Raw genomic sequence first — 23,021 nt, forward strand, 5'->3', positions numbered from 1 at the left:
GTTCACAGATTTTATCCCATGTCCGATGGGGGATTCTTCTTAATCGTTCCCCTTTGTAATGGCAAACCAAGGACTCTGTGGGGTTCTGTCGCAAAGTTCGATTTACGACCTAATACCGATAAAGCATACGCAGTTATATCAATTACTTAGGATGCCTCTTCCCGACATAAAATACCGATTATTTGTTTTTTTCGACAGAACCTATTTTATACCTCATAGAGAGCTAATGCGCTGATCGATCCAGGCCACCACTTTGTCCAGCCCTGTTCCGATCTTGAGGTTTGTAAGGATCACCGGCCGATCTCCCCGTTGTTTTAATGAATCTCTATCCATGACCTGAAGATCGGCTCCGACATAAGGAGCTAAATCGATCTTATTGATAATGAGGAGGTCTGAGCGGGTGATCCCCGGTCCCCCCTTTCTTGGAATTTTGTCTCCTGCCGCCACATCGATCACGTATATCGTGTGATCAGCCAACTCAGGACTGAAGGTCGCTGCCAGGTTATCACCGCCACTTTCCACAAAGAGGAGTTTCAACCCATGAAAGCGGGTTGTGAGTTGCTCAATCGCATGGAGATTGCCTGAGGCATCTTCACGGATTGCTGTGTGGGGGCAACCCCCTGTTTCGACACCGATGATTCGTTCTTTTTCAAGTGCCCCTGATCTGATGAGGAATTCTGCATCTTCTTGCGTGAAAATATCATTCGTCACCACTGCAAGATTAATCCGGTCTTTTAAGGCAAAACAAAGTTTTTCAATGAGGGCGGTTTTGCCCGACCCGACCGGCCCTCCAACTCCAAAACGAATAGGAAATTTCAATTTTCTCTCCTTCATGACTGAAACAAACGCATTCCTGATCTTTCGTGTTGCATCGATCCAATTTCTGCGGCTGGCATGAATGCCGATACTTCTCTATCGGGATGGTTTATTGCCTCGCTAATTTTTCCACTCTTTTCAGCCCAATCCAGTACCGAATGGATAATGCGTTGCCCCTCCATCTGACCGATGGGGAGCAGTCGAAGTGCCGCTGAGACTTGGCCCGAAGTGAAGGTGTAAAGATACGCCAAAAGTGTTGGCAGCACGGGGATACCTGCACCTACTGACACAAGGCCAAAAGCAACAGTGGGATCCCCTTTTATTTTTCCCTCTGACAAGAACGTCCTCCAGGATTGAATCCAAGGCCCCGGATAGAGTTCTTCGGCCGTCTGAATGAAACGCGAAGCAATCATACTTCCTCCTTCCCGCAATTCTTTCGGCAGACGAATTGCGTATCCGATGGCATCGAGTTGAAAGACCTTCTCCGGCTTGTCAGGTGTTCCACTCTCCGCGGCATGATGGGTTTGGCTGAGCAAGATCAGGTCGCAGGGAAATATTTGGTGGGTCATTTTTATCCGGATCCAACTTAAAAGGTCGGTACCGTCCTTAACCTCCCCAGATTGTACCGCCGACTCCAAACCGAAAGAGTGAGAGAATGCCCCGCTGGGGAAGAGGGTGTCGCTCCATTGCAAAAGGGAGAGGAGGGCCCTGCTGCTCAGATGAGAGGTTGTCATCATCTTTAGAAAAGAAAATACCGTTGTGCCATTGAAAGCATATCAGCCGGTTCACAACGGAGCACAATCCCATCCGCCTTCACCTCGTAGGTCTCCGGGTTAACTTCCATCTTGGGCAGACTATTGTTCAAGATCATATCTTTCTTTCCAATATCCCGGCAGTTCTGGACCGCAACGAGTTTTTTCTTTAAGTGAAACTTTTCTTTGATGTTTGCTTCCATCCCGGAGAGAGAAACAAAAGAAACAGCATTATGAAAAGGGACACCGCCAAACGCACCAAACATGGGTCGATACCGTACCGGTTGGGGGGTTGGGATCGATGCGTTCGGGTCTCCCATCGCCGCATGAAGAATCATTCCCCCTTTTATGATGAGTTCCGGCTTGACCCCAAAAAAAGCAGGACGCCAGAGAATCAGGTCGGCCATTTTTCCAGTCTCAACCGAACCCACTTCATGGGAAATCCCTTGTGCTATCGCAGGATTTATGGTGTATTTCGCAATATAACGCCTTGCCCTGAGGTTGTCATTGTTTCCCTTTTCTTCTGAGAGACGTCCACGCTGGCGCTTCATTTTGTCGGCCGTCTGCCAGGTTCGCAGAATGACCTCGCCCACCCGCCCCATCGCCTGCGAATCGGATGCCATTATCGAGAATGCGCCAAGATCGTGCAGGATATCTTCGGCCGCAATCGTCTCTGGCCGGATACGGGAATCTGCAAAGGCGACATCTTCCGGAAGCGAGGGGTTCAGATGGTGACATACCATCAGCATGTCCAGATGTTCGTCAATGGTGTTGACGGTAAAGGGCCGTGTCGGATTTGTCGAACCGGGCAAGACATTCGGCTCGCCACAGAGCCGAATAATATCAGGGGCATGTCCTCCTCCCGCGCCTTCTGTGTGGTAGGTATGAATCGTACGCCCTTTAAAGGCCTCCGTCGTGGTTTCGACAAAGCCTGCTTCATTGAGGGTGTCCGTGTGAATGGCCACCTGTACATCGAAGCGGTCTGCCACGGTCAGGGCCGTATCAATCGTCGCAGGTGTACTCCCCCAATCTTCATGGAGTTTGAGTCCTAGCGCTCCCGCGACGATCTGCTCTTCAAGCGCGGCATCACTGGAACTGTTCCCTTTTGCCAGAAATCCGAGGTTAATCGGAAATCCGTCGGCGGCCTGAAGCATCTGTCGGATGTTCCAAAGCCCGGGGGTACAGGTGGTTGCCTTGGTCCCGGTGGCCGGACCTGTGCCTCCACCGATCATCGTCGTGATTCCAGAAGTGATCGCTTCTTCAATTTGTTGAGGCGATATAAAATGGATATGATTATCAATCCCCCCTGCCGTAAGAATCATCCCTTCTCCTGCGATGGCTTCTGTGCCCGCGCCAACCACCATCCCCTCGGTCACGCCCTCCATGATGTCGGGGTTGCCTGCTTTTCCAATTCCGGTGATTCTCCCTTCCCGGATACCAATATCGGCTTTAAAAACACCGCTATGATCAAGGACCAGGGCATTCGTAATGACAAGGTCGAGAATCCCGTCCGAGTGTATCCCTTTCGCCGCTTGCCCCATCCCATCACGTAAGACTTTCCCTCCACCAAACTTACATTCGTCCCCGTAATGTGTGTAATCCTTTTCCACCTCAATCCAAAGATCGGTGTCGGCCAGCCGGACACGGTCTCCAAGGGTAGGGCCGAACATTTCAGCATAGGCTTTGCGGGTAATTTTTAAAGTCATTTCCCCTCCATTTCAAACTTTTTTTCACGTGCTCGGGTTAAAGCGGCCCCCCTTGAGGCCTCATCGGTATCTCCATCGGTGAGGCCATTTAAACCGAATACCTTTCGGTGTCCACCGAGCCGTACCAGAATAACCCGTTTTTTCTCCCCGGGCTCGAAGCGGACGGCGGTCCCTGAAGGGATATTCAAGCGCATCCCAAAGGATTTTTTCCGGTCAAAAGCAAGGGCACGGTTGGCTTCAAAAAAATGAAAGTGAGACCCGACCTGGATAGGGCGGTCCCCGGTATTCGTCACGGTGATTTCAGCCGTCTCCCGTCCGGTATTCGCCTCAATATCTCCCTCTGCGAGAATGTATTCACCTGGTATCAATGTCTCCTCCTAGCGAATCGGTTCATGGATCGTGACTAATTTTGTGCCATCAGGAAAGGTCCCTTCAACCTGCACCTCGGGGATCATTTCCGGGATTCCCTCCATGACATCATCGCGGCTTAAAATCCCCGCACCATAGGTCATCAGTTCTGAAACGGGCATCCCTTCCCGTATTTTCTCCAACACCTCTGCGGTAATCAATGCAAGCGCCTCCGGGTGATTCAGCTTAAGACCCCGTCCCTTTCGGTCACGCGCGAGTTGTCCTGCCAGATAAACCAACAACTTGTCCTGTTCACGCGGTGTTAAGTGCATTCATTCCTCTCCTCAAATTGTGGGACCATCCTCATCTTGTTGCTTATTAAATTGGATTTACGCCGTGGACTCCTCAAACGGTCAGATGATGTTTCACATCCTCCTCGCTTAAAGATTCCGTCGACCCCTTTGAAATGATCGTCCCTTTTTCCATAACATAGTATTCATCTGCAAGACGCCATGCAAATTGCAGATACTGCTCAACAAGAAGAATCGAAACCCCGGACTTTTTGATTCTGTGTATTGCGTCTTCGATCTCATCGATAATAGACGGCTGAATCCCTTCGGTGGGTTCATCCAAAAGGAGTAATTGAGGGCGCAAAACAAGCACACGCCCGATGGCCAACTGTTGTTGTTGCCCCCCGCTCAGGTCTCCGCCGCGACGACCGAGAAGATCCTTCAGTGCAGGGAACAGCTCATAGACTTCTTCCGGAACAGATCGGCTCTTCTCTCCCCTTGCAGCCAGTCCCAAAACCAGATTCTCTCTTACCGTGAGTTGCGGAAAAATCTCCCGCCCCTGAGGCACATAGCCGATCCCCTGCAGGGACCGCTCATCCGGCCTCCGGTCGGTAATATCTTCCCCGTTATAAAGGACCTCCCCTGATTTTGGAATAAGAAGCCCCATGATGCTTTTCAACAAGGTTGTCTTCCCGACACCATTGCGGCCTATCAGGCAAACAACCCGGCCCTTTGCAACCTCAAGGTTCACATCCCGAAGGATGAGGCTCTCTCCATAAACAACATGGAGGTGGTCTATTTTCAACATGGCTTGATTATCCTCTACCCAGGTATACCTCTCTCACCTTGGGATGATTCTGAACCTCGTCCACGGTTCCTTCGAACAAAACGCTCCCTTCATGGAGGACGGTTACTTTTCTTGCAATCTGCCTGACAAAAGCCATGTCATGTTCAATGACCAATACAGACCGTTCCTTTGCAATGTTTTCCAGCAGAACCCCCGTTTTCTCCGTTTCATGGTCGGTCATCCCCGCCACAGGTTCATCCACCAACATGACTCTGGGTTCCTGAATGATAACCATTCCGATCTCAAGCCACTGCTTTTCCCCGTGAGAAAGAGATCCTGCAATGACATCTTTCTTTCTAAAAAGGCCAACTGTTTCCAGGGTCGCAGAGATCTTTCCCCGTTGGGAGGGTGTGATTCTGCCGAAGAGGGAGTTGAAGACCCCCTTTTTGCGATTCAAGGAAAGTTCGATGTTTTCAATAACACTGAGGCTCGTATACACGGAGGGAGCCTGAAACTTTCGACCGATACCCAGGTTGGCAATGTCTTCCTCCCGCAGGGGGAGGAGGTCGGTATCTTGCTCAAAAATGACCCGTCCAGACGTGGGTCTCACCTTCCCACAGATCACATCGAGTAGCGTCGTTTTGCCTGCGCCGTTCGGCCCGATCACAACACGAAGCTCCCCTTCCTCCATCATAAAACTCAGATTTCGAAGGGCTTTAAATCCCTCAAAACTGACTGTGACTCCCTCGACATATAATATTGTTTCATTCATCCGGTTGTTATGTTTACGTCCATTAAGATCTTACCTAGTCTGTCTGTGGTGTAATAATACGCCGTCTTTTAAAACGGCCTGAAGCGTATTTCCTCACTTTACCAACAACTTCCCACATTCCGCCTGGGAAGAATAAGACGACGCCGACAAACAGAGATCCCAAAAAATAGAGCCACAAATCGGGATAACTCCCGGTCAGGAAGCTACGAAACCAATTGACCCCAACCGCACCCAGAATTGCGCCGATGAGGGTCCCGCGCCCCCCCACCGCGACCCAGATCACCATCTCAATAGAGGGAAGCACTCCAATTTGTCCAGGCGTAATAATCCCAACCTGCGGAACATAAAGAGCCCCTGCCAATCCTGCTAACCCTGCAGAGATGACAAAGACAAATAACTTGTATCGTGAGGGGGAATACCCGGAAAATCGGATTCGCCCTTCGTTTTCCCGAATGGCCACGAGCACCTTTCCCAAACGGGATCGGGTGATCCATCGGCAAAGAAGAAAGGCAAAAACCAGGGCAATCCCCGTGGCCGCAAAGAGTGCCCGCTGCGTTGTCGTCTCGCTGAGAGGGTGCCCCAGAATCGTTTTAAAGTCGGTTAAGCCATTGGTTCCCCCGAGATTCAAGGAGTTCTGGTTGAACAACAGCCATACGGTCATCGCAAGGGCTTGCGTGATAATGGCAAAATAGACACCACGAATCCGGCTCCGAAAGGTCAAAAAACCGAATATAAGCGCAAAAAAGGCAGGAACCATCACGACCGCAATCATTGAGAACCAAAAACTGGAGAAAGGCTGCCAAAAAAAGGGAAGGGACTCAACCTGGTTCCAGACCATAAAATCAGGGAGACTACTCTGATAGACCCCATCTGCACCAATAGAAAGCATCAGATGCATGCCCATGCAATACGCACCCAGGCCAAAAAAAACGCCATGCCCGAGGCTCAAGATTCCTGTGTATCCCCACAGGAGATCAATCCCCAAGGCCAAGATGGCGTAGGCCATATACTTTCCAAAAATGTTGAGCTTAAAAAACGAGAGATAAAAGAATGACTCTTTGTTGGGAAGGATGTTCAAGAGCAAGAGTCCGCCCCAAAGCATGCAGAGGATGAAAGCCCATTGAAATGTTCGACCGGAAAATCGATTCGACATGGCGCCTATCTTAAAGCAATTTCCCGCTAAAGATCAACACTACGACCTTTTGCCGGGAAGAGACCTGAGGGTCTGACCTGGAGGAAAAGGATGACGATTATAAGGATAATCACCTTGGCATAGATTGCCCCGAATCCGGGTTCAAGTAATTTATTAAGACCTCCGATGCCAAATGCAGCACCGACGGTACCGACCAGTTTACCCACTCCTCCGGCAACCACAATCAAAAATGAATCGACGATATAATTCTGACCGAGATCGGGTCCGACGTTCCCGATCAGCGTCAAGGCAGAACCAGCCATCCCGGCCAACCCGGCACCGAGGGCAAATGTCCACGCATCCACCTTTTCTGTCGAAATCCCCATGCATGCACTCATACGGCGATTTTGTGTGACCGCCCGAATCTTAAGCCCGACGGACGAACGCAAGACCAGGCCGTATATCCCGATCACGGAGACAAGACTTAAAAAAATAATAAAAAGGCGATTGTAGGGAAATTGAATGCCGACCGCCAACCGAAGGCCTCCGCTCAGCCAGCTGGGGCTCGCCACATCGACATTGGCCGCCCCGAAAATTTGGCGGACCCCCTGCTGCAGGATCAGGCTGATCCCCCACGTCGCAAGGAGGGTTTCCAAGGGACGACCATAAAGGTGACGAATAATCGACTTCTCCAAGACCAGGCCAAAAAGGGCCGAGACAATAAAGGCGAGCGGAATCGCCATCAGAAAATAGAAGTCCTGGGTCTCTACGGGAAGATAAGCGGTAAATAATTCCTGAATCACATACGTGGTATAGGCCCCCAGCATCATCAGTTCGCCATGCGCCATATTGATCACACCCATCAAACCAAAATTAATCGCCAATCCAAGCGCGACAAGCAGGAGGATGGAACTCAAACTTACGCCGCTAAAAATCGTCTCCATAAGTCTGGCAAAACGGTCCCACTTTGTAATCTTCTGGATCGATTCTTTGATGGCCTTCACTACCGCGAACTCTTTTTCTTCAGATTCCCCCTCGTCATATCCTAGGATACGCTCCTTCATTGCAGGAACAGCATTCACAGCGTGTATTTCCCCAAGGCGCACAGCCGCCTGTTTACGGACAGACGCATTATCGTCCTGGAGTAAAACCAGCCCTCTTGCTTCGTTTAATGCAAACTGGACCCAGCGGTCACTCTCCTTTTCTAAGACCTGGTCCAGCAGACCCAGTATTTCCGGATCACCAGAAAGACCCAAGCGGATCGCAGCAGATTCCCGGATCGGCGCATCAGGGCTAAAAAGCCGAAGTCGATCCAGCAAAGGATTTATTTGGATCCGCAACCGCCGACCCAGATAAATCTCTTCCAAGGCTTCTTCCGCCACATGAATCGCGCGGCCTTGTTCATCAAGAATGGAATTGAAGCGGTAGGGGTCAATCAAGAGATAAAGTTGTTGTCCATCCTGATCCACCAGGTCTCGTGTGATGACCGTGCGGCGTTCACCCCCGGGATCAATCCAAGTGTATAGGTTCCCCGCCCGCAAGGCCTCCAGTACAGGAAGCACATTCGGGTCACCCGATCTTCCCAAGGCAAAAAGGGCTTCTTCCCGCAGTATATCATCCGGGTTTCCCAGATCGAATATCAAGGAAGACACCGTAACGGGTGTTCCCACCCCGGCTTCGCTTGCAAAAGCCGAAGGGGAAACACCTCCTCTGCCCGCCTGAATAAAAACTGGCAGAAGGAAGATCAGCATGAATCGGGGGGACATGCTGACCCATCTTATTACGGACTTGACCAAAGCGCCTGTTTTTTCAGAACTTCCAGTCACATGATTATACTTTTTTAAAGGTCCCTTCATGGTCAACCCAATCACAACCTTTATCCGGATTGGTATATTCACTCCAGGGTTCCGGTTTAACCAGCCCTTTTGTTTTCCAGATCACCCGGAACTGACCGTCTTTTCGGATCTCTCCAATCAATACCGGCTTGTGGGTGTGATGGTTTCGCTCATCCAACTTCACCATGCCGCCAGGGGCCAGGAATTTCTGACCATAGGCGGCCTTGCGAACGGCATTGACTTCAGTGGTCTGCGCTTTTTCCACGGCCTGCTTCCAGAGGTAGACGCCAAAATATGCAGCCTCAATCGGATCATCGGTGACCCGACTGCTCCCACCCGGGAGGCCTTTTCTCTTACAATAGGACTTAAAGGCAGCGACGAACTTTTTGTTTTGAGGTGTCTTGACCGATTGATAGTAATTCCAGGCGGCCAAGTGACCCACCAGAGAACTTGTATCCATTCCCCGAAGTTCATCTTCGGCCACGCTAAAGGCCATAATCGGAACATCACCCGATGTGAGCCCCTTATTTGCGAACTCCTTGTAAAAGGGGACATTGCTGTCTCCGTTAATGGTACTGATCACGCAGGCACCGCCCCCTCTTGAAAACGCCTTGATCTTCTGAACGATGGTTTGGTAGTCCTGGTGATGGAAAGGCGTGTACTCCTCCTTGATATTGGCCGCAGGGACCTTTTTCGCCAACAGCATCGCACGAAGGATCTTATTGGTCGTTCGGGGATAGACATAGTCGGTCCCCAGGAGGTAGAACTTCTTGTATCCGCCTCCATCCCGGCTCATGAGGTACTCCACCGCCGGAATGGCCTGCTGGTTCACTGCGGCACCCGTGTAGAATACATTTCGCGAACACTCTTCCCCTTCATACTGAACCGGGTAAAAGAGGAGCCCGTTGTTCTTTTCAAAGACCGGAAGAACTGACTTCCGGCTCACGGAGGTCCAACAACCAAATACGACGGAAACCTTATCCTGCAAAAGAAGTCCCTTCGCTTTTTCAGCAAAGAGATCCCAGTCGGAGGCCGGATCGACAACCACGGGCTCGAGTTTTCGCCCCATCACCCCGCCTTTGGCATTGATTTCCTCCACGGCCATCAAAACCACATCCCGCAATGAAACCTCACTGATCGCCATCGTTCCACTCAGAGAATGAAGGATACCAATCTTGATCGGCCCGGATCCCTTCGCAGCCCGAACAAGGTGAGGAAAACTAAGCCCTCCAAACAAGCCCGTTGCGGCGAGTCCTGCTGCAGCCATTGCGGACTGCTTTAGAAACTTCCGCCGATCAACCTTCTTATTGATTATTTCTCCTATCCCCTGGATTATATCTTTGTCCTTTTTTTCTGACATTTGCGTCTCCTGTTTTTTATGTCACCATTGTGTTTGACCTGAGCATTAACACTCTTCCGTCAATACTTACGGACTGGCGGGAGTGAACGTCCCAGAACCCTTCTTCGGAACAGGCTCCAAATCTTTACGAAAAAATCCTGGAGAACGGGCGTATCGTGGGCAAGAGCCCGCACAACAAGTCCACGACGCGTTAATAAACTGACACCCCAAGACAGGTCTTCTTCAAGAGATCGAATTCTGTTCAGAAGACCTTCAAGCAATTCATCCTTGCAAAAAATATAGATTGATCCCAAATGGCTGTACTCCCCCATCACCCCCCCTACATTAAGAGGTCTGTCCCTAGGCATCAGACAAAAAGACTCTTGCGAGATCAAGCCTTCATTGTCCTTTATTTTCACTCGGTTATCGTAAAGACGATACCCGAATGATTCGCCGCTTCCTGATCTCCCGGGTCCCAGAATGTCGGACCAAAAGAGTGTGGCCCCCTCTTCGAGAAAGATATTTGTCTCCTGGAGGAATGCCGATTCCGAAAAAGGAAGAAGCGGTTCCGGAAGATACTCGAGAACCGCCCCAGCCCCGATCCTGAAACAGACTTTCTGTCTTCCCTCCCCGGAGGGCATAGAATAAACCTTCGTCGCTGAAGGCACGGCCACTAAACCCTCCGCCCCGCTCTCAAGATGGAGGGACACCTCCATCTGATCTCCCGCCAGGACTCCTCCCGCTACATTGAGAATATAGAGATGGGCGGGAGAGGCCCCTTCAGGATAGAAGGGTCTGAGCACCTTGAGGGGTGCCCGCTGACGCATCACCCGTGCGACGGTCTTCTCTCCCTTTCGCTCAAATGTGACATCCAGAAGGCCATGCATCTTGTTCAGTCTGCTCCTCTTTTAGAATGTGACGATGGCCTCCAAGGTGACCAAATCCGTATCATCGCCAGCCACACTGTCATTAGGGTCCAATGTATACCATTCTAGTATGGTACTGAGATTGTCATTCACGGCATAGGATCCAGCAACCGTCATCGTGGTCGAGGTCACGGGAACCACTAAACAGTTTGGCCCCGCGAGATCACAGTCGAGGGAATCATACCGCAAGGTCAGCCCGTAAGGCCCCTGGGTCGTGTTGACCCATATTCCCCAGCCGCTCAATTCGTCATCATCCACATATTCCCCAGCCACAAGAAGGGCTCCGACCGCCGTGTCGCCTTTCCAAGTTGCAATGACATCCAGGATATCGAGTGCATCAACCCCGACAACGTCGGCTGTCTGAACATATCCGACGGATAGACCCACCCCTTCAAACGGAGCCAAGCGAACTTGTGCGCCGAAATCGCCCTTGGTCTGTTTTACGAATACATCGACTTCAGCCATCCCCATTTTCCCTGTGACCATGACGCCCGTCAAGCCCAAGGCGCCTGCAGTACCCAAAGGTCCACCCAATTGCCCATAGCTGGTCTGAAGGAGGCCGGGCGCGTCGGGACCTTCAAATCCGATCAAGGTATTGAACTTTCCACCTGTGACCGTAACCATCCCAACGGGCAAGCTAAAGAAGACCTGTTCTACTGTTAGAGGGGTCTCGGCTGTGGGTGCGCCCTTATTAATATCGAGGTCCAAGCGTACCGAAACGGGACCGCGATCTGCCATAAAATCGACCTCTCCATCGATCGTGAATGCTCTTTCATTGTTTGGGTCGACTGGGATTTTCTCATCCGTAATCGTATAGACTAGGTCGGCAAATCCGCTAACCGATACGTCGCCTGCATAAATAGAGGTTGTGCTCATTGCGAAACCAATGATGATAACGCTTACCAACATCAAAACCTTCTTTCCGATCTCCATTATGTTCTTCCTCCTGCCTGAGTTAAATTTTTCGTGATTTTAAACGATACATGCCAGCAACAGTCTGATTCTGTGTCTGCTTACTTCCTCCTCGAATGTTTTTGTAAGGTTCATAGATCAGGTACGCCAAAAAAATGCCATATCCTCCCCATAGGGTGAGACATGGCATCTTTGCCATACAGCTTCGATTACACCGACGTAACCTGCTGCAATTTCTATCATGATCTATATAGAACAAAAAAATGCCACATTTCTCATTAAAGAAAAGACGTGGCATCATCGCCGGTCACGGGCAACTACTCCATTGTAATCACCGCCGATTGGTTACCGTCTGAACTCAAAAGACCCCAAATTCATTAAGTCACCTTTTGTGAGCCTTATATACGATGCTCTGTAATAATTGTCAAGTTTTTTTCTCCTTTCTAAATATGTGATAGCAATTATGGTGCAAGATCAGATGACCTCATAAAAAGACCACGCTATGGGTTGCGGGCGTCATCACCATACCTTCTAATATGAGAGCCACATGGACAACATATTTTTGGGCCGTTCCGGATTATGAGAATAATTTGACATTGCTGGTTATTCCCCTTATAACTTATTGGCTGAGATTAAACAGCGTGCTTTTGTTTGATCTTTAATAATACGCAATATCGTTCTGATCGGGAGGGATCGTATGTTTGGACTTGGGTTTCCGGAGCTTTTAATTATCTTTATGATCGTTCTTGTCTTCTTTGGAGCAGGCAAATTACCAGAGATTGGGACAGGGCTTGGAAAGGCCATTCGAGGGTTTAAGAAAGGCATCTCTGAATTAGATGAAGCCGATGATCCTTCTATCATTTACCAAAAAGAAAAAAAACATTGAGATAACCCATATCCCCTTCTTTTACTAAAAATCGCCTACACAAGAAACGTATCCTCGCGGACACGCCTGGGTGAATATTAATCGGGATTGGTCTCTGGCCTGATCGCAACAAAATCCAGTATTGGCTGAATGTCACTGACTGAAGTTCATTGGCCAACGTTTTTCCTGCTCACTGGTATTGTAAAGCTCCCTTATATCTAGGGGTCCTTGAAATAGAGTCCTCCAGCGTAAACTACGCGAAGAAGGAGGACAGATCTTTAATTTCGGTTCTGTCGCAAAGTTCGATTTACGACCTAATACCGATAAAGCATACGAAGTTATGTCAATTACTTAGGATGCCTCTGCACGACATAAAATACCGATTATTTGTTTTTTGCGACAGAACCGAAGAAACCCTTCAGAAGCTGCTTAAAATTGATCCGGCTGTCAAAGCCATTGTGTCTAGTGGGTATACCAATACACCCATCGTGGCTCATTATCGGAAATATGGGTTCAGCGGCGTGGTGACAAAACCCTATAAAGCCTCAGAATTATGTCACATCGTGAATACAATCATCATGGAAAGTCGTAGCTGATTCAGCCATTCATGACGGACCGTTCTGGGTTTTTCCCGCCACCCGATTATAGTCATCAATTACGTTGAATATCCTAAAACTTCGCCCATCATTAAGTCGATCATGCATAAAATCCATTGACCAGGTTTCGTTCATCTGACGAGGAACCGCCAGGGCTTCTGGTTTATCCTGAGGATCAACTCTAACTCTCCGTAAATACGGTATACGCGCTTGTGGTTGTATCCATACCCTTTCACATTACGCAGGCAGAGAAAACCCAGCCCAAGTCCCCGGGTCCGGTGGGTGGTGATCAACCGCAATAGCCAGTCTGCGATAAACCCATTCTCCCCATCATTTTTTGTCTGATAGCGGGAACAGGCTTCACTAATCCCCAAGGCTTTGCAGACTACTCGAATCGATCCCTTGCCTACTCTAACCGCAACTTCCGCCATCTCCTTCCGTCGAGATGACTTTAAAACTTTTTTTCAAGTGTCTCCCGGGTGATCTGGTAATCCGGTTCTGTCGCAAATGTCGATTTAAGACCTAATACTGATAAAGCATACGCAGTTATATCAATGGCTTAGGATGCCTCTGCACGACATAAAATACCGGTTATTTGTTTTTTGCGACAGAACCAGTCAATTCCTGATCACGGATGCGAAGAACCAATTGGCGAAGGGACGGGCCCACGCCGTAATCGGCCAGGTCCGGCGGGACATCAAACGGTTCAGAGGTGCCGTAACCAGTGCTGGAGCGGCCCTGCCCTGATCCGTTTCCTCAGGCTTCCCTCATCAAACTGTGCATGCGGTTTTTCCGCATGGCTATCCGATGTACTTCACCGCAGAGCGTGCACCCCCTCAAAGCTAATTTCCTAATTATTTCAATTGCTTGTGACGATTATAGTCGGGAAAGGGCGGGACATTTCAAAAGAATGAACAATTCGGTTCTGTCGCAAATATTGTCGAGCGATATAAAAGTGTCTGAAACGGTATTGCCTATGCAACCAAGGAATAAAATTGTTGGGCGAAGGTCTAGTGTTGCGCATAATACCTCTTATAAGATTTAGTCACCTACACTCACACCTCAACCATAGACTTCCCTGCAGGAGTGACTTTGATCTTACCCCGTTCCACCTGCGCAAGGTCATATGCCTGCTGAAGAGCTAACCAGCTTTGGGCGGTCCCGCCAAAAGCTTTCTCTAGTCTCACAGCCATTTCCGGGGAAATACCCGCCTGGCCATTAATGATCCTCGACAGCATATGCCGAGTAATTCCTAATGCTTTTGCCCCATCGGTGACCGTGAGGCCAAGAGCCTCAAGACAATCCCGTCTGATCGAACGACCCGGATGAGGAGGATTATGCAGTCCCATAGTGTTCTCCTTTTTAATGGTAATCAATCATATTGACATCCAAAGCGCTACCACCTTCAAAACGAAACACAATTCTCCAGTTCCCTGTTACCTTTACGCTCCAAAACCCTTTGAGGTCTCCCTTTAACGGGTGCAGGTTCCATCCAGGAAGGTTCATTGCTTTTATATCTCCGGCCACATTTAAGCGGGCCAAAATATCATCAATAACCGGGACAAGGTGCGGGGTCAGACCGGATGGGTCCTCCTTGTAAAACCACCGCTTCAAACCTCGATGTTTAATGCTCTTTATCATTTATAATAGTGTGCACTGTTCATGTACGGTTGTCAATGCAGATTATATTGTAACCCTCCCATATAATTGGGGCATTTAAAAATAGAGTTCTCCAGAGTAAACTACGCGAATTAGGAGGACAGACCTTTAATTCCCCCCAAAAAACCCATAACCAAGCATTCAATCGAATCCGTCCACAAAGAACTCTTACAATTTGATTTTGTGCTCATTTTGTGCTCAACTCAAACACCCTCAGGCCTATTCTAGCCTACTCCAGCCAATTTAGGCCTTTTTCGTAACTCTTTGCTGGAGTTGGTTTTAGTTGGTTGGAGTAGGCTGGAGTAGGGAGGGTGGGGTGCTTTCCTAAATCGTGTGTCGGGTGTTCGAATCACCCCGGGGGCACCAAAAATTTAAAATGGAGGAGACCATGAAGATTCGAGCATTGAACAACTGGGCGGTAATCCGCCCCGATCAGGAAAAGGAACAATCGGGCGGAGGAATCTTTATCCCCGATGCCGCCAAGGATAAACCACAAATCGGAGAAGTGCTGTCCATCGGACCGGGACGCATAAAAGAAGAGAAGGACAAAAAAGGAAAAGTCATTGAGAAGAAATTTGAGCCGACCGTGGTGAAACCCGGTGATCGTGTCTACTACGATAAATACGCCGGAAACAAAGTTGAGGACGACGGGGAGGAACTGTTGATCGTGCGGGAAGATGACATTTTGGGGCTCGTCGGGTAAGGCCACACAGGGATCAGATGTGCCTAAAGGCGCTAGGGAGTCTTTCCATCGGGATGTACACCCGGAACTCCTCTTTAACGGCTATTTCTCTCGTTGTTTCTATCCTCATTCCGCTGCGGCTGACATCGATTAGTTTTCCTATCCCGTTGCCGATCCTCTTGGAGTCGCTCGTGCCTCCATCGCCATGATACACAATGGGACATTAGCAATCAAAACGGGAATTGAGCCTTTTTCCACGACCAAGGAGATCGGCCGTGGAACTGGTCTCGGCCTGACCTCCGCTTACGGGACCATAAAAAAACATGGAGGGTGGATCGGGCTGGAGACCGCCCAAGACAAAGGAACGACTTCTTTGATCTATCTCCCTCGGACAAAAGATCCTGTTGTCACAAAGGTCACAAGTGAGTCCGGTAAACCGCCCGCCACCGAGACTGAAACAATCATGATTGTCGATGACGATGAACCCATTCGTGAATTGAGCAAAGTAATCCTGGAGACGCAGATATACGGCACTACTTGCTGAGGATGGGGATCAGGCACTGGAAATCTTTAGTAAGGAACGAGGGCGGATTCGACTGGTCGTACTCGACTTGACCCTGCCCCCCATTTCACTTGACAGGATGAAGTCTTATTTCCTAGAGTGTCGATCTGGGAGTAAGGACCTGAATAGGCTGAGATGACCATGAACAGTGTTTATTTTGATCTGGAAACGCAGAAGAGTGCTGCGGATGTGGGCGGATGGGGGAACAAGCATCTGATGCGTGTTTCTTTTGCAGTGACCTACTCCACAAAGGAGGCCTGCTTCAGGGGATTTGAAGAGGAAGACATGCCGGCACTCCTCTCTGAACTTTCCAGTGCCGATTGCGTCATCGGGTATAATCTTCTTGGATTTGATTATACGGTCATGTCGGCCTATACCGATCGCGATTTATCCTTACTTCCCACGCTGGACCTCATGGCCGACCTCCATTTAATATTGGGCTTTCGCCCCAAACTTGAAAACCTGGCACAAGCGACCCTGGGATCGGGAAAAATGGCCGAAGGGCTCCAGGCCGTTCGCTGGTATCAGGAAGGCCGTTTTGCAGATATCGCGATCTATTGTAAAGAAGATGTACGCATCACACGGGATTTACATCTCTTCGGATGTAAAAACAAGTTCATATACTGCACTGATAAAGCGGGCCAGTCAAGACAAGTCGAAGTAAACTGGTAAGGGAAGCAACACTTGAATCAAGGAGTATCGAATGAGAAAAACAGGGTCTCTTCTTTTGATGGCACTCGCTTTATTGTTCATCAGTCACGGACCGGCTAAGGCCGATGAAGGAGGAGGAAAGGCCGAAGCGGTGGCCCGTCAGTTGATTGAGAGCTCTGGAGCGGACCAATTCGGTTCACGGGTGATTGAACAGATGGTCGGATTGCAGCAAAAGAGAATGCCCGACATTCCGGATCAATTCTGGGAAAACTTTAAGGCGGGAACAAATCCTGACGACCTTGTCCTTCTGATCATCCCCATTTACGTGAAACACCTGAGTGTCGAAGAGATGCAGGCGATCATTGATTTTTACAAAAGCCCTGCAGGGGAAAGGCTATTGGACAAACTGCCCCAGATTACGCGTGAAACCATGAACGCGGGTCGTCAGTGGGGAGCAGAATTGCGCATGGAGATGACAAGGAAACTCCAGGAGACAGACCTGAAAAAGCTCAAGTAGATACAAACAGTTACAAAAAACCTATCTACACATGGCCTTGATCAAGATGTCGGCCACCTCGGGCCGGGTAAACTCCAGCGGAGGCCGAATCCCGTCCTTAAGCATTTCCCTCACCTTTGTCCCGGAAAGGGTGATGCGCTCACTCGGATCATGCGGACAGGTTTTCGCCGAGATCATCCCGAGACAGGGCTTGCAGAAAAAAGTATGCTCGAAAAAGAGGGTTCGGATACCGAGTTCTCCCTCATCATATTCTTTAAAGATTTGTTGTGCTTCGTAGGTTCCGTAAAAGTTGCCAACCCCGGCATGGTCCCGACCGACAATAAAGTGAGTCACCCCGTAATTTTTCCGGCAGATGGCGTGAAAGATCGCCTCCCTCGGGCCGGCGTAGCGCATCGCGGCAGGAAAAACGCTGAGGACCGTTCGGTCTTTCGGGTAGTAGTTTTCGAGCAGGACCTTGTAGCAATCCATCCGGACATCAGCCGGGATATCCCCCTCTTTCGTCTCACCCACGATTGGATGGAGAAGAAGCCCGTCGGTAATCTCCAGGGCACACTTCTGGATATATTCATGCGCGCGATGGACCGGGTTGCGTGTCTGAAATGCCACAATCCTTTTCCAACCTCTCTCTTCAAAAAGCTTCCTGGTTTGAACCGGCTCAAGCCGGTGCTCCTGAAAAGGCTGACCCGACGGACGCCGCAGCATGGTAATCCTGCCCCCAAGGAGAAGATCACCCAGGGAATGCGTGTAGGCCACGCCCGGGTGAGACAGGTCGTTGGTTCCGTAGGCGGCCAAGGCTTCCATTTCCTTATCGAAAGGAAAGATCTCTGCGATCTTTAAAATAGCGAGCGAGGAACCTGTTTCCTGAGAAAGTGCGACCTCCGCGCCTTCTTTGAGAGAGGCCGCTTCCTCTGTCGTCACTGAAAGTGTAATCGGAAGGCTCCAGGGCAGACCGTTTTTCAGACGCATTTCTTGGAGAACATGGTGGTAATCGTCGCTCCCCATGAACCCTTCGAGAGGGGAGAATGCGCCGGTTGCAATCAGTTCAAGGTCAGAGACCTCTCGCGGGGTCAGGACAATTTTTTCCAGGCCTTCAGCCTTGCGGGTCAAGGGCTCCACTTCGTTGGAATCGACAAAGCGGCTGATTAATTTTCCCCCATGGGGGATTGAAATACTCATGCTATTCTCCTGTGAAAGTATTCGTGTGATTTCGTATGATAAAGATAACGACGCCATATCTACCGATATTTATATTGAGAAGTCGATGGCCTCGGCTCCCCCTTCCACCTTTTCATCCAGCGCAACCTGCATGATTTTTGTCCGGATGGTGAAAACCTCTTTATTCCCTTTCAGATCAATGGCTTCCCAGGTAATCTGGTTCCCTTTTTTGGGAACATGCGGGATCAGCCTTGCCCCCTTCGACCCAAACTGGAAGGAAAGGTGAAATTCAATCGCTTCCTCAGGGCAGACCTTGACGCAGGGGAGACAATCCCAGCAATCCTCCGGATATTTCAGGTAAGCCTTGTTCTCCGCATGGTCCTTCACAATCAAATCACCGGGACACATCCTCAAACAGGGAGGCTGGCTCGATCCATTACAGCCGTTACATTTTTCCGGGTCAACCCAAACAGGCATCTGCTCCTCCTAAATGTAACGGTTCAGCACACCCCTCTTTCCCTCCATGGCGGCGTTGCTGTGGTGCTCGAATCCTCACGTATAAACCATACGCTCCGGGTTCTGCGCGCTCCGCGCCTTGCCCTGAAGAAAAGTAGTGGCATGCTGAACCGTTACTTAAAATATTAATTAACGGTCTCTTGCCCAAGCATTACGCATCATTTTGCCTGATACCGGTCTCCCGGCACAATCTGCTCATAAGGACGAGTAATCATTTCTATTTCGCCCGTAAGCGGATCTCTTATCGAATTGACAAACTTCAGCCAGTGCGCATCGTCCCGGTTCGGAAAATCGGTCCTGGACTGATAGGTCGGCCACCGGGTCTCCTTCCGAAAAAGGAGATGTTCGACCAAAACCTGGGCCACATCAATACGATCGATGACCTCATGTACCTTCATCAGGTGATGGAGGTCACTGGCCACCAGCTGGCCTACCTCTCCCGGAAGTTTCGCCAGGCGATCTCGGGCGATGGTTAACATCTTTTCATTCATCTCGTAATGGGTCGAAACCCCGCCTGCATATTCCTCCATGATCTTTTGAAGCCTTGCCTCAAAGTCCACCGCGCTGATCCCGTGCCGTAACTTTGCATGACCCTTCAGAGGCTTAAAAGCACGCTCCTCCTCGGCATCAACCTGTTCAGCCTCAACCTCAGCCGGAGCCATCTTCTCTATGTCGCTCCCCATGGCCCGCGCGGCGATGATCCCTTCCGCCCAGCACCCTGAGACAAACTTGAAGGGAGCCCCTCCCGCAACATCCCCGGCAGCGTATAGACCTTTTAATGTGGTTCTCCGGTCTTTGTCCACCCAGTATCCGGCCTGACAATGTCCTCCGACCACGTAGGGCTCTGTTGTCTGAACCTCAACCGGCTCTCTCGCAGGGTCGATATCATTGGCCAGCCAGTAAAGGACCTGTGAAGGATACATATCCAGGTAGGCCGACTTCAGGTCCCGGACTTTCTCCGCACTGAGGCCCCGGGTATCCAGGTAGATCGGACCGCGTCCTTCCTTGATCTCCTGAACCGGACCATGTGCCCGGTACGGGGTCGGGGCGCCATCTCCTCCCAGATCGGCATAGCGCGTCACCATAAAGCGCTCTCCATCGGAGTTGACCAGCGGTGCCTTAGCCCCGAGCGCAATCGTCCCGGTCGGCGCAATTGCATCTTTTGTCCGAATCGCGACATAGCGCATTTCATAGGAGGTCATTTCTGCCCCGGCCCGGATCCCCATGGCATACCCGGCCCCCGTATTGTAGGGGGAATACCAGGTCTTGTGGGAGGCATCCCCCGTATTATTTGGACGATAGATCCCTGCGGCGCCTCCGGTGGCAATCAGTGTCGCCTTCGCCTGAACAACATAAAAGGTACCATTCCGAAGCGAAAAGCCGACCGCGCCCACAACCCGAGCCTCTTTCGTCAAAAGATTCGTGACGGTCACCCAGTTGTAGACCTTGGCCCCGGCGGATCGCGCCGCCTTTGCGAGAATCGGCTTGAGTGATTCCCCGTTTATTTTTATATTCCAACGGCCGCGCGGGATATAATTTCCGTCATCATCGCATAAGATCGGAAGCCCCCATTTCTCCACTTTCTTGACACCGTATTCAAAAAGTTCCGACATGGATTTGACGAGGTCTTCCCGCACCAATCCGCAGGAATCGGCCCGGACATAACGAACAAAGCTTTCTGGAGTTTCTCCTTTGTTCAGGTAGGCATTAATCGCGTTCATCCCCCCCGCGAGGCATCCGCTCCGGTCGATATGGGCCTTCTCCATGATCGTCACCGAGCATTGAGGGTAGCGTTCCTTCATCTCCACCGCGGCCATGCATCCCGCCGTTCCGCCCCCGATAATCAAAAAATCCGTATGAATTATTTTTCGTTCCATCTTCGCCCTTTTCTATACCTTAAATATGAAACATCAGGACCTGTTTCTCTTCCCGCTCTCTTTTTCTCTCACAAAGATCTTCAAAGGTGATCGAGTCAAGATGGTCCTTCAACGAGGCATTGACCTCTGCCCAGACCTCCTGAAGGACAATCTCTTCTACCCTTTTTCTTTCAAATCCGGAACGCTTACTCTGGCGTTTCTCTGAGGACTCCATCGGAGTCAGGGAGCCTTCAACGGCCTGAAGCACGTCTCCAAGCAGGATCTGATCAGGGGATTTTGTAAGGCGATAGCCTCCGTGAGGTCCCCGTACACTCTCAACCAGTGCCCGTTTTTTGAGAAGGCTCATGACCTGCTCCAGAAAGCGAAACGATATCTCTTCCTTCTGAGCAATTGATTTTACCTGAAGGGGGTCTTTCCCCGGATGGAGAGAAAGGGCCAGTATGGCCCTTACAGCGTATTCACCCTTTACCGAGAAACTAAACATAAACCTACTATTCCGATAGGAATTATATGATTCATGCTTTATAGCCGAACAAGGACCTCCATGTCAAGCCATGACTTGAGCACACGTAGCGAGTGAATAAGATTAGAGCTTTACTTCCTCTCAGCCAGGAGAATCCTCGCCCTTATGGGCGGGGTTGTTCAAACTGGGCAAGATTTCAATATTCCAGGAATTTGACATTTTGATTGAAACCAATTGTTTTTTTTGACATAATGTAGTCCGTTTTATGTTGAGAAAGGCTTCCGTGTTGTCAAAGCAGGATGAGGAAACCGGGTCCTCGTGGGGTCACCCGAAAGCAAATATCTTAAATCGCTTCATCGCAAAATTTATTGACTTTCTCGTTGTCGCAGCAATATTCCAGATCCCGCTTCAAATGAGTTTTCTGGCCTCTCTGGTCTATCTATTGATTGCGGACGGGTTCGCAAGTGGAAGGAGTATCGGGAAACAGGTGATTGGCCTTCAGGTGGTTCTACCCAATCCGCTCCGAGGCGCGTCATTCAAAGAATCAATTATTCGTAATTTTCCTTTGGGAGTCGGCTTCTTTTTTTTCCATATCCCCCTCATCGGCTGGCTTCTGGTATTATTTATAGTCGGCTTCGAATCCTTACTCATCATTGGGAACACAAAAGGACATCGTATTGGGGATGAATTGGCAAAGACGCAGGTATTAGACCAGATGGTTCCTGAGCCACTGGAAAGGTAATGGCATGCTGAATCGTTACGACAACTATATGGAGAGGGAATGGGTCTGACAGACAGCATTTTGGGATGGTTCTCAACCGACCTGGCGATTGATCTGGGAACAGCCAATACCCTGGTTTATCTTCGCGGGAAAGGGATCGCAATTAATGAACCCTCCGTTGTGGCCATCGAACGAAAATCCGGGAAGGTGGTCGCGATCGGGACTGAAGCAAAAAGAATGCTGGGGCGAACCCCCGGGAATATCGTTGCAATTCGCCCGATGAAGGATGGGGTCATCGCCGATTTTGAGATTGCCGAAAAAATGTTGAGCCATTTCATAAAAAGAGCCCATAATCGCAGCACCTTTGTTCGCCCTCGCGTTATTATCGGTGTCCCTTCCAAGATTACACAGGTTGAACAGAGAGCAGTCCGTGACTCAGCCGAGTTGGCGGGTGCCAGAGAAATCTACCTGATTGAACAGCCCATTGCTGCCGCCATCGGGGCGGGACTCCCCATTGCGGAACCTTCCGGCAACATGGTTGTGGATATCGGAGGAGGGACAACCGATATCGCCGTCATCTCCCTGGCCGGAATTGTCTATTCCGAATCGGTCAAAACCGCCGGCGATAAAATGGATGAGTCCATTGTCAGCTATATCAAACGAAAATACAACCTCCTGATCGGAGAACATATGGCGGAAATGATCAAGTTTGAAATCGGCTCCGCCTACCCGCTGGATGAAAAGAAAACTTTTATGATCAAAGGGAGAGACCTGATATCCGGGATACCCAAAACAATGGTCATCGATGACAGTGAGATGCGGGAAGCACTTGCAGACCCAATCTCGACGATTATTAACGCCATTAAGGTCGCCCTGGAGAATACGCCTCCGGAATTGGCCGGAGACATTATCGACCGGGGCATTGTACTTGCCGGCGGCGGATCGCTTTTAAGAGGACTGGACATCCGAATCCGTGAAGAGACAAACCTTCCCATTATTACCGTCGATAATCCCTTGACCACGGTCGTCCTTGGAACGGGAAAGGCCCTGGATCAACTCAGTCTGCTTCGTAAGATCTCTCTCGCGTCTCAATCGCACTTATGACCTGTCACCGACCTCACCCACCCAGGGCTTAAGATCTG

General features: G+C 50.1%; 27 protein-coding genes. 8 read left to right on the forward strand and 19 right to left on the reverse strand.

Annotated elements, in window-relative coordinates; translation table 11 throughout:
- Positions 1–213: 213 nt before the first annotated feature.
- The 12 genes from ureG to EYQ01_02165 form a co-directional block, all read right to left on the reverse strand.
- Positions 214–834, reverse strand: a complete 621-nt coding sequence (gene ureG, locus EYQ01_02110; protein ID HIE64608.1) for an urease accessory protein UreG — start codon at positions 832–834, stop codon at positions 214–216.
- Positions 831–1,553 carry a hypothetical protein gene (locus EYQ01_02115; GenBank protein HIE64609.1) on the reverse strand — a complete coding sequence of 241 codons (723 nt, stop codon included), beginning with the start codon at positions 1,551–1,553 and terminating at the stop codon, positions 831–833. Before EYQ01_02115 ends, ureG begins: the two co-directional genes overlap by 4 nt.
- A 2-nt stretch (positions 1,554–1,555) precedes the next feature.
- Positions 1,556–3,274, reverse strand: coding sequence for an urease subunit alpha (gene ureC / locus EYQ01_02120; protein HIE64610.1), 1,719 nt, complete (start codon positions 3,272–3,274; stop codon positions 1,556–1,558).
- On the reverse strand, positions 3,271–3,642 hold the full coding sequence (gene ureB / locus EYQ01_02125) for an urease subunit beta (GenBank protein ID HIE64611.1): 372 nt from the start codon (positions 3,640–3,642) through the stop codon (positions 3,271–3,273). Before ureB ends, ureC begins: the two co-directional genes overlap by 4 nt.
- Positions 3,643–3,651: 9 nt before the next feature.
- Positions 3,652–3,954: an urease subunit gamma gene (locus EYQ01_02130; protein HIE64612.1), complete on the reverse strand. Its 303-nt coding sequence runs from the start codon at positions 3,952–3,954 to the stop codon at positions 3,652–3,654.
- Between the two features lie 73 nt (positions 3,955–4,027).
- Complete coding sequence (gene urtE / locus EYQ01_02135; protein ID HIE64613.1) at positions 4,028–4,720, reverse strand: urea ABC transporter ATP-binding subunit UrtE; 693 nt, start codon at positions 4,718–4,720, stop codon at positions 4,028–4,030.
- 7 nt (positions 4,721–4,727) lie between these two features.
- Positions 4,728–5,471 (reverse strand): urea ABC transporter ATP-binding protein UrtD, encoded by a 744-nt coding sequence (gene urtD / locus EYQ01_02140; protein HIE64614.1) that lies wholly within the window; start codon positions 5,469–5,471, stop codon positions 4,728–4,730.
- 34 nt (positions 5,472–5,505) lie between these two features.
- Positions 5,506–6,624: an urea ABC transporter permease subunit UrtC gene (gene urtC / locus EYQ01_02145; protein HIE64615.1), complete on the reverse strand. Its 1,119-nt coding sequence runs from the start codon at positions 6,622–6,624 to the stop codon at positions 5,506–5,508.
- 26 nt (positions 6,625–6,650) lie between these two features.
- The gene (urtB, locus tag EYQ01_02150; protein ID HIE64616.1) at positions 6,651–8,501 is read right to left on the reverse strand and encodes an urea ABC transporter permease subunit UrtB; all 1,851 of its coding nucleotides are present in this window, start codon (positions 8,499–8,501) and stop codon (positions 6,651–6,653) included.
- Entirely contained in the window at positions 8,434–9,798 is a 1,365-nt protein-coding gene (urtA, locus tag EYQ01_02155) for an urea ABC transporter substrate-binding protein (protein HIE64617.1), read from the reverse strand. The genes urtB and urtA overlap by 68 nt, the downstream gene beginning before the upstream one ends.
- 59 nt (positions 9,799–9,857) lie before the next feature.
- Positions 9,858–10,664, reverse strand: a complete 807-nt coding sequence (locus EYQ01_02160) for a hypothetical protein (protein ID HIE64618.1) — start codon at positions 10,662–10,664, stop codon at positions 9,858–9,860.
- Positions 10,665–10,685: 21 nt separating this feature from the next.
- The gene (locus EYQ01_02165; protein HIE64619.1) at positions 10,686–11,636 is read right to left on the reverse strand and encodes a hypothetical protein; all 951 of its coding nucleotides are present in this window, start codon (positions 11,634–11,636) and stop codon (positions 10,686–10,688) included.
- A 676-nt stretch (positions 11,637–12,312) separates the two neighbouring features.
- Here EYQ01_02165 and EYQ01_02170 point away from each other — a divergent pair.
- Entirely contained in the window at positions 12,313–12,501 is a 189-nt protein-coding gene (locus tag EYQ01_02170) for a twin-arginine translocase TatA/TatE family subunit (protein HIE64620.1), read from the forward strand.
- Between the two features lie 706 nt (positions 12,502–13,207).
- Here the strand turns inward: EYQ01_02170 and EYQ01_02175 are convergent.
- A complete protein-coding gene (locus tag EYQ01_02175; GenBank protein HIE64621.1) occupies positions 13,208–13,507 on the reverse strand; it encodes a hypothetical protein in 300 nt (99 codons plus the stop codon).
- A gap of 133 nt (positions 13,508–13,640) precedes the next feature.
- Here EYQ01_02175 and EYQ01_02180 point away from each other — a divergent pair, with 133 nt between their 5' ends.
- On the forward strand, positions 13,641–13,823 hold the full coding sequence (locus EYQ01_02180; GenBank protein HIE64622.1) for a hypothetical protein: 183 nt from the start codon (positions 13,641–13,643) through the stop codon (positions 13,821–13,823).
- A 308-nt stretch (positions 13,824–14,131) separates the two neighbouring features.
- Here the strand turns inward: EYQ01_02180 and higA are convergent, their stop codons facing one another.
- Together higA and EYQ01_02190 are read right to left on the reverse strand one after the other, a co-directional pair.
- Complete coding sequence (higA, locus tag EYQ01_02185; protein HIE64623.1) at positions 14,132–14,425, reverse strand: addiction module antidote protein, HigA family; 294 nt, start codon at positions 14,423–14,425, stop codon at positions 14,132–14,134.
- Between the two features lie 13 nt (positions 14,426–14,438).
- Positions 14,439–14,717, reverse strand: a complete 279-nt coding sequence (locus EYQ01_02190; protein ID HIE64624.1) for a peptidase — start codon at positions 14,715–14,717, stop codon at positions 14,439–14,441.
- 406 nt (positions 14,718–15,123) lie between these two features.
- Between EYQ01_02190 and EYQ01_02195 the strand changes: the two genes are divergently transcribed.
- The 4 genes from EYQ01_02195 (at position 15,124) to EYQ01_02210 (ending at position 17,147) form a co-directional block, all read left to right on the forward strand.
- Complete coding sequence (locus EYQ01_02195; protein ID HIE64625.1) at positions 15,124–15,438, forward strand: co-chaperone GroES; 315 nt, start codon at positions 15,124–15,126, stop codon at positions 15,436–15,438.
- A gap of 184 nt (positions 15,439–15,622) precedes the next feature.
- The gene (locus EYQ01_02200; protein HIE64626.1) at positions 15,623–15,961 is read left to right on the forward strand and encodes a hypothetical protein; all 339 of its coding nucleotides are present in this window, start codon (positions 15,623–15,625) and stop codon (positions 15,959–15,961) included.
- Positions 15,962–16,120: 159 nt separating this feature from the next.
- Entirely contained in the window at positions 16,121–16,651 is a 531-nt protein-coding gene (locus EYQ01_02205; GenBank protein HIE64627.1) for a helicase, read from the forward strand.
- A 31-nt stretch (positions 16,652–16,682) separates the two neighbouring features.
- On the forward strand, positions 16,683–17,147 hold the full coding sequence (locus EYQ01_02210) for a DUF2059 domain-containing protein (GenBank protein ID HIE64628.1): 465 nt from the start codon (positions 16,683–16,685) through the stop codon (positions 17,145–17,147).
- A 21-nt stretch (positions 17,148–17,168) separates the two neighbouring features.
- On the opposite strand, the gene sat is transcribed toward EYQ01_02210, so the two are convergent.
- From sat to EYQ01_02230, 4 genes are all read right to left on the reverse strand, one after another.
- Positions 17,169–18,323 (reverse strand): sulfate adenylyltransferase, encoded by a 1,155-nt coding sequence (sat, locus tag EYQ01_02215; GenBank protein ID HIE64629.1) that lies wholly within the window; start codon positions 18,321–18,323, stop codon positions 17,169–17,171.
- 69 nt (positions 18,324–18,392) lie between these two features.
- Positions 18,393–18,779: a hypothetical protein gene (locus EYQ01_02220; GenBank protein ID HIE64630.1), complete on the reverse strand. Its 387-nt coding sequence runs from the start codon at positions 18,777–18,779 to the stop codon at positions 18,393–18,395.
- 197 nt (positions 18,780–18,976) lie between these two features.
- Entirely contained in the window at positions 18,977–20,695 is a 1,719-nt protein-coding gene (locus EYQ01_02225) for an adenylyl-sulfate reductase subunit alpha (GenBank protein ID HIE64631.1), read from the reverse strand.
- Between the two features lie 19 nt (positions 20,696–20,714).
- Complete coding sequence (locus EYQ01_02230; protein HIE64632.1) at positions 20,715–21,179, reverse strand: Rrf2 family transcriptional regulator; 465 nt, start codon at positions 21,177–21,179, stop codon at positions 20,715–20,717.
- Positions 21,180–21,423: 244 nt separating this feature from the next.
- Between EYQ01_02230 and EYQ01_02235 the strand changes: the two genes are divergently transcribed.
- Together EYQ01_02235 and EYQ01_02240 are read left to right on the forward strand one after the other, a co-directional pair.
- Positions 21,424–21,900: a hypothetical protein gene (locus EYQ01_02235; GenBank protein HIE64633.1), complete on the forward strand. Its 477-nt coding sequence runs from the start codon at positions 21,424–21,426 to the stop codon at positions 21,898–21,900.
- 39 nt (positions 21,901–21,939) lie between these two features.
- On the forward strand, positions 21,940–22,983 hold the full coding sequence (locus tag EYQ01_02240; protein ID HIE64634.1) for a rod shape-determining protein: 1,044 nt from the start codon (positions 21,940–21,942) through the stop codon (positions 22,981–22,983).
- The last annotated feature ends 38 nt before the right edge of the window (positions 22,984–23,021 follow it).

This window comes from Candidatus Manganitrophaceae bacterium (genome assembly GCA_012960925.1).
GTDB lineage: Bacteria > Nitrospirota > Nitrospiria > SBBL01 > JAADHI01 > DUAG01.